A 7,355-nucleotide genomic window follows, 5' to 3' on the forward strand; every position below is an offset into this window, starting at 1 on the left:
TGATCAGCCCGCCGCCGCACCACGACATCTATTCGATCGAGGACCTGGCCCAGCTGATCTACGATCTGAAGCAGATCAATCCGGACACGCGGGTGACGGTCAAGCTGGTCGCCTCGTCCGGCATCGGGGCAGTGGCGGCAGGCGTCGCCAAGGCCAAGGCCGACATCATCCTGGTCGCGGGCCACAACGGCGGCACGGGAGCCTCGGCCCTGGGATCGATCAAGCACGCGGGCATGCCGTGGGAGATGGGCCTGTCGGAGGCGCATCAGGTGCTCAGCCTGAACGGCCTGCGCGGACACGTCCGCCTGCGCACCGACGGTGGCATCAAGACCGGCCGCGACGTCGTCATCGCCGCCATGCTGGGGGCCGAGGAATACGGTATCGGCACCGCCAGCCTGATCGCCGTCGGCTGCCTGATGGTGCGCCAGTGCCATTCCAACACCTGTCCTGTTGGGGTCTGCGTCCAGGACGAACGGCTGCGCGCCATGTTCACCGGCACGGCGGACAAGGTGGTGAACCTGTTCACCTTCATCGCAGAGGAGACGCGCGAAATCCTGGCCTCTCTGGGCCTGCGTTCGCTGGACGAGGCGGTGGGCCGGACGGACCTGCTGCGGCAGGTTTCGCGCGGCGGGGCGCAACTGGACGATCTGGATCTGAACCCCCTGCTGGTGCGGGTGGGCGAAGGCGATGTGCGCTCGCCAGAGGCTCCGTTCAACGCGGTGCCCGATGCACTCGACGCCCGGATCGTGCGCGACGCCACGCCGTTCCTCGAGCGGCGCGAGAAGATGTCGCTGACCTATGCGGTGGCCAACACCCAGCGGGCCATCGGCACTCGGATGTCCTCGCACATCGTGCGCCGCTATGGGTGCGACCTGCCTGACGGCCATCTGACGCTGAACCTGCGCGGCGCGGCAGGCCAGTCGCTGGCCGCCTTCGGCATGAAGGGCCTGCGCATCGAGCTGGACGGAGAGGCCAACGACTATGTCGGCAAGGGCCTTTCGGGGGCCGAGATCATCGTGCGCCCCTCGGCCTGGGCGGCGGGTCAGGCCCTGATCGGCAACACCTGCCTGTATGGCGCGACGTCGGGCACGCTTCTGGCCGCCGGTGCGGCGGGCGAGCGGTTTGCGGTTCGCAACTCCGGCGTCACGGCGGTGGTCGAGGGCTGCGGGGCGCACGGCTGCGAATACATGACCGGCGGCGCGGTCGTCATTCTGGGCACGACGGGCTGGAATTTCGGTGCCGGCATGAGCGGCGGCGAGGCCTTCGTCCACGATCCTGAAGGCACCGCCCACATCCGCTTCAACACTGCCTCGGTCGTGCCGGGCGTGGTGATGGGCGAGGCGGCGTCGCGGCTGCAAGCCCTGGTCAGTCGTCATTCCAAGGAGACGGGCTCACCCCTGGCGCGGAGGCTGCTGGAGACCTGGCCGGTGGCGGTCACGCACTTCCGGCATGTGCTGCCGCGGGAAGAAGCGGCACAGGCGGCGGTGAAGCGGGCTTAAACGCCCTTCTCCCGCAAGGGGAGAAGGAACAGCCGTATCACCCCTCGCTCCAGCCTCCCGCCAGCGCCTTGAACAGGGCGATCTGATAGGTGGTGACCAAGGCATCCGACGACGCCAGCTGTGCATCCGCTCCGGCCAGGGTGCGTTCTGCATCCAGCACGGTCAGGAAGCTGTCGGCCCCCGCGTCGAAACGCAGGCGTGACAGGCGGGCGGCGGTGGCGGCCTGGTCGCGCGCGGCCTGCAGAGCCGTGCGGCGGTCCAGTTCGTTGGCATAGTTGGCCAAGGCCGTCTCGGTCTCCTGAAGCGCGGTCAGCACCGTCTGGTCGAAGGTGGCCAGGGCCGCATCCGAGGACGCATCTGCCTGTTCGATCCGTGCGCGGGCGGCGAAGACATTGGGGAAGGACCAGCTGATCAGGGGGCCGAACGAGAAGCGGAAATTCTCGCTGTCGCCCAGGCCGTCGGCATCCAGCGCCGTCGCACCGAGAGATCCGCCGAGCGTGATGCGGGGATACAGGTCCGCCGTCGCCACGTTCACGCGGGCGGCGGCAGAGGCCAAGTTGCGCTCGGCCTGACGCACGTCGGGGCGACGCGCCAGCAGGGCGGCACCGTCGCCGATCGGAACCGGCTGGGCCAGTTGCGGGGGGCGGCCACAGGCGCGGGCGGCCTCGCTGACCTCGGCTGGCGTGCGTCCGGTCAGGGTGGCCAGGCGGAACAGGGCCTCGTCGCGCTGGGCCCGCAGGGGGGGCAGGCTGGCGCGGCTGCTTTCCAGGGCCGAGCGGGCACGAGCCGTGTCCAGACCGTTGCCGGATCCGGCATCCAGCAGGCGCTGAGTCAGATCGACGGTCGAGGACTGCAGTTCGATGGTGCGCTGGGCCACGTCGATCTGGGCGTTGGCCGAACAGGCATCGGCATAGGCGCGAGCGGTTTCCGCTGCGACCGTGACGCGCACGACGTCCAAAGCGGCGGCGGCGGCGTCCGCATCGGCACGCGCGGCGCGGATGGTCGATCCGACCCGGCCAAACAGGTCGATCTCGTAGGAGACGTCCAGACCGGCGTCATAGGTCTCGACCTCCGGCGCATCCGTGCCGGGCGGCAGGGTGCCCGCCGGCACGCTGGCCGCCGAGGGCTGAGTGTTGGCATAGCTGGCAGAAGTCGTGGTGGTCGGCAGACGGCCGGTGCGGGCCTCGCCCAGGGCCGCGCGGACGCGGCGCAGATTGGCGGCGGCGGCCTCCAGCTCGTTGTTCTCGGTCAGCGCCTGGGTGACCAGGCCGTCCAGAACGGGGTCGTTGTAAAGCCGCCACCAATCGTCGCGCGCGGGCGTCGCCGCCGACACGGACGCACTGGTGGAGCCCACGAAAGCACCCGACGCGAGGGGGGGAAGGGTGGCGTCGGGTGCCTTCGGCCCGACCGCGCACGATGCCAGCAAGAGGGCTGAGAACGCGGTGGCGGTCAGGATCCGGGGGTTGGGAACAGAGATCATCAGGCGTCTCCCAGACGCGGGCTGGCCGGTGCGGGCGAACCCGGGCTCCGGTCGTGGGGCGGCAGGCCGCCGTTGGTGATGTCGTCAGTCTTCTTCTTGCGCGAGCCGGGCAGGCGGGCCGCCAGGGTACGCATCACGACATAGAAGACCGGCGTGAAGATCAGGCCGAACAGGGTCACCCCGATCATGCCGAAGAAGACCGCCGCGCCCAGGGCCTGACGCATCTCTGCGCCCGCCCCATGCGCCAGCACCAGGGGCAGAACGCCCAGGATGAAGGCGAAGGACGTCATCAGGATGGGCCTCAGGCGCGTACGTGCGGCATGGATGGCGGCGTCCCGCACGGCCTCGCCGTGATCCTCGTTCTGCTTGGCGAACTCCACGATCAGGATGGCGTTCTTGGCCGCCAGTGCGATCAGAACGACCAGGCCGACCTGGACCAGGATGTTGTTGTCCAGCCCCAGGGCATTGACCCCCAGCATGGCCGCCAGAAGACACATCGGCACGATCAGGATGACCGCCAGCGGCAGGGTGAACGCCTCGTACTGGGCGGCCAGAACCAGGAAGACCAGCAGCACGGCCACCACGAAGATGATCGCGGCACCGCCCGATGCGGCCTTCTCCTGATAGGCCAGCCCCGTCCATTCATAGGTGAAGCCGGGCGGAAGGGCGCTGGCGGCGATCCCCTCCATCGCAGCCAGGGCCTGACCGGACGACACGCCGGGCGCGGCCTGGCCCTGCAACTCTGCCGCAGGCGACAGGTTGTAGCGCACGATCCGGGCCGGTCCCGAGGTCTCCTTGAGGTTGGCCACCGAACCGATCGGCACCATCGCCCCGCTGTTGGCCCGGACCTTTAGATTGGCGATGTCGGCCATGTCGTCGCGATAGGCCGGCTCCGCCTGTGCCGTTACGCGGAACGTCCGGCCCAGATAGTTGAAGTCGTTGACGTAGGACGAGCCCAGATAGATGCCCAGGGTGTCGAACACACTGTTCGGCTGCACCCCCATCATCAGGGCCTTGTCGCGGTCGATGTCGGCCTCGACCCGCGGCGAGCCGGTGTTGTAGATCGAAAACACCTGCTGGACCGTCTCGGGGGCCTGGGCCGCGGCCCCCATCATGGCGAAGGTCGCGCCTTCCAGCGCGCCATAGCCCGCGGCACCCGTGTCCTTGACCATCATCACGAAGCCGTTCCCGTTGCCCAGACCCTGGATGGAGGGCGGCGCGATGACGAAGATATTGGCGTCCTGGATTCCCTGAACCGAGCCGGTGATGGCCCCGGCCAGGGCGGCGGCGGCCGTCTCCTTGCTCTCGCGCTCCGAAAAGTCGTTCAGACGCACGAAGATGGTGGCGGCGTTGGACCCGAAGGAGAAGCTGGAACCGTCCAGGCCGGCGAAGGCCACGGTACCGTCGACGCCCTCGGTCTTGGCGATGATGTCGTTGGTCTGTTTCATGACCGCCTCGGTGCGCTCCAGCGAGGCCCCTGCGGGCAGCTGGATCACACCGATCAGGAAGCCTTGATCCTGGTCCGGAATGAAGCCTGACGGCGTGTCTACCAGCCGCCAGGCGGTCAGGCCCAGCAGGCCAACGTAGACGAACAGCATGATCGCCACCATGCGAACCAGACGCCCGGTCAGACGGCCATAACGGTCCGACAGCCAAGCGAAACCCTCGTTGAACTTACGGCCGGCCCAGCCGCCATAGTATTTGACGGTGTTCCACAGGCCGGTCTTGCGCGGTGCGTTCTCGTCGTGATGCGCGTGCGGCTTCAGCAGCAGGGCCGCCATGGCCGGCGACAGCGTCAGGGAGATGAAGGTAGACACCACCGTCGCCGCCGCGATGGTCACCGCGAACTGGCGATAGAAGATGCCCGGAATGCCCGGCACGAACATGGTCGGAATGAACACCGCCACCAGCACCAGGCCGATCGCGACCAGGGCGCCGGATACCTCCTGCATGGACTTGTAGGCGGCTTCCTTGGGACTGAGCCCCTCGGAGATGTAGCGTTCGACGTTCTCCACCACGACGATGGCGTCGTCGACCACGATCCCGACGGCCAGCACCAGGGCCAGCAGCGACAGGGAGTTGATCGAATAGCCCAGGGCCAGCTGCACCGCGAAGGTGGCCAGCAGTGAGATGGGGATGGCCACGATCGGAATGATCGCCGCCCGCCAGCTCTGCAGGAAGATCAGCACGACCAGGACGACCAGCACGACGGCCTCGATCAGGGTGTGCTGGACCGACTCCACCGACTTGGCGACGAATTCGGTCGGGTTGTAAACGACATCCACCTTCATGCCCGCAGGCAGTTCGGCGCGCACGGCCTCGACCTCGGCCAGCACCCGCTCGGCGGTCCCCAGGGCATTGGCACCCGGTTGCTGAACCACGGCGATACCGACGCCACGTTCGCCATCGAAATAGCCGCGGATGCCGTAATCCTGGGCCCCCAGTTCGACGCGGGCGACGTCGCGGATGCGGGTCACGCGTCCCTCGGCGTCCGTCTTGATGACGATCTGGGCGAACTCTTCCGGATCGGACAGGCGACCCTGAACCTGGATCGGCTGCTGGAAGGCCGAGGCATTGGTCGCGAACGGCGGCTGGCCGATCGAACCGGCCGCAGCCTGGATGTTCTGACTGGCCAGGGCGGCGGTGATGTCCGTGGCGTTCAGACCGCGCTCGGCCGCCTTGGCCGGGTCGATCCAGACGCGCATCGAATAGTTGCCGCCGCCGAAGATGGTGATGTTGCCGACGCCTTCGATCCGCAGCAGGCGGTCCCGCAGGGTCGAGTTGGCATAGTTGCCGACATAGTCGTTGTTCAGGCTGCCGTCCGGCGAGGTCAGCCCCAGGATCATCAGGAAGCCGCTCTCCTGCTTGTTCACGGTCACACCGATCTGGCGGACCTGTGTGGGCAGGCGCGGTTCGGCCAGGGCCACCCTATTCTGGACCAGGACCTGCGCCTCATCCAGATCGGTGCCGGGCTCGAATGTCACGGTGATCGACACCGCCCCGTCCGAGGTCGAGGACGACTGGAGGTACAGCATCCCCTCGACGCCGTTGATCTCCTGTTCGATGGGCGCCGCGACGGTCTCGGCCAGGGTCTCGGCGGAGGCCCCGGCATAGGCGGTGTTGACGGTGATCGTGGGGGGCGCGATCTCCGGATACTGCGACAGGGGCAGCAGCGGATAGGCGAAGACGCCCAGCAGGGTGATGAACACCGCGACCACGGCCGCGAAGATCGGCCGGTCGATGAAGAAGCGTGAGATGTTCATGATGCGATCAGTCGCCCGAGACGCTGTTGGCAAAGGTGGCGCTGGAGGCCGGGGCCGCCGTGGTCACCGGGACCTGGTTCTGCTGCGCGACCGGCTGGATGCGACCAGCGGTGGCCTGCACCTTCATGCCGGGCTGCTGGATGCGCTGGACACCGTTGATGACCACGCGGTCTGTCGCGGCCAGGCCTGAGCGGACGACCCGCAGGCCGTCGACCAGCGGACCCAGAACCACCGGCTTGGGTGCGACCGTGCCGTCGGCCGCCACGACCAGGACGCTGCGCCGGCCCTGATCGGTGGCGATGGCGGCGTCGGGCACCAGCATGGCCTGATAGCTGCCGGACCCGGCCAGACGCGCCTGGCCGAACATGCCGGGCTTCAGGAAGCCGTCGGCATTGGGCACCACGGCGCGTAGGCGAATGACGCCGGAGGCGGTGTCGATGGCGTTGTCGGTGAAGTCCAGCGTGCCGGACCGGCTGTAGGTGCTCTCGTCCTGCAGGCGGACCTGAATGGGGGCCGCGCCGTTCCGGGCCTGACGTTGATACTTCAGCATCACGGCTTCGGAGCCGTCGAAGGTGAAGTAGATCGGGGCGCTGGAGACGATGGTGGTCAGGATGTCGCCAGCGGAAGAGCCCCCGCCGATCAGATTGCCCGGATCGACCCGGCGATCAGACACCCGGCCCGAGATCGGGGCGACCACGCGGGTGAACTCCAGATCCAGCTGCCGCGCGCGGATGCCCGCATTCGCAGCGGCGACGGCGGCTTCGGCGGTCAGCACGGCACCGCGACGGGTGTCGGCCTCGGCTTGCGATACGGCCTGGGATTCCAGCAGGGTCTGGGCCCGCGCATATTCACTGCGCGCCAGGGTCAGCTGGGCCTGGGCCTGGGCCAGGGTCGCACGCGCCGAGGCCAGAGCGGCCTGGGCCGGACGGGGGTCGAGCGTGAACAGCAACTGGCCGCGACGCACGAAGTCGCCGTCGCGGAAATGAACCGCCGAAATGTAGCCGCCGACGCGGGCGCGGACCTCGACGTCCTGCGTCGCTTCGAAGCGGCCCGTGAACTCGTCCCAGTCCTGGATGGTCTGCACCAGCGGGGTCGCCACCGTCACGGCGGGGG

General features: G+C 68.3%; 4 protein-coding genes. 1 reads left to right on the forward strand and 3 read right to left on the reverse strand.

Annotation, left to right across the window (positions count from 1 at the left end):
• A partial coding sequence (locus JHC81_RS12790) for a glutamate synthase-related protein (protein ID WP_292175281.1) occupies window positions 1-1,499 on the forward strand: 1,499 nt, incomplete at its 5' end.
• Between the two features lie 37 nt (window positions 1,500-1,536).
• Here the strand turns inward: JHC81_RS12790 and JHC81_RS12795 are convergent.
• From JHC81_RS12795 to JHC81_RS12805, 3 genes are all read right to left on the reverse strand, one after another.
• Window positions 1,537-2,979, reverse strand: a complete 1,443-nt coding sequence (locus JHC81_RS12795; RefSeq protein WP_292175283.1) for a TolC family protein — start codon at window positions 2,977-2,979, stop codon at window positions 1,537-1,539.
• Window positions 2,979-6,242: a multidrug efflux RND transporter permease subunit gene (locus JHC81_RS12800; protein ID WP_292175284.1), complete on the reverse strand. Its 3,264-nt coding sequence runs from the start codon at window positions 6,240-6,242 to the stop codon at window positions 2,979-2,981. Before JHC81_RS12800 ends, JHC81_RS12795 begins: the two co-directional genes overlap by 1 nt.
• A 7-nt stretch (window positions 6,243-6,249) precedes the next feature.
• Window positions 6,250-7,355, reverse strand: a 1,106-nt coding sequence (locus JHC81_RS12805) for an efflux RND transporter periplasmic adaptor subunit (protein WP_366466218.1), incomplete at its 5' end; no start/stop codon positions are given.

The organism is Brevundimonas sp., assembly GCF_016463295.1.
GTDB lineage: Bacteria > Pseudomonadota > Alphaproteobacteria > Caulobacterales > Caulobacteraceae > Brevundimonas.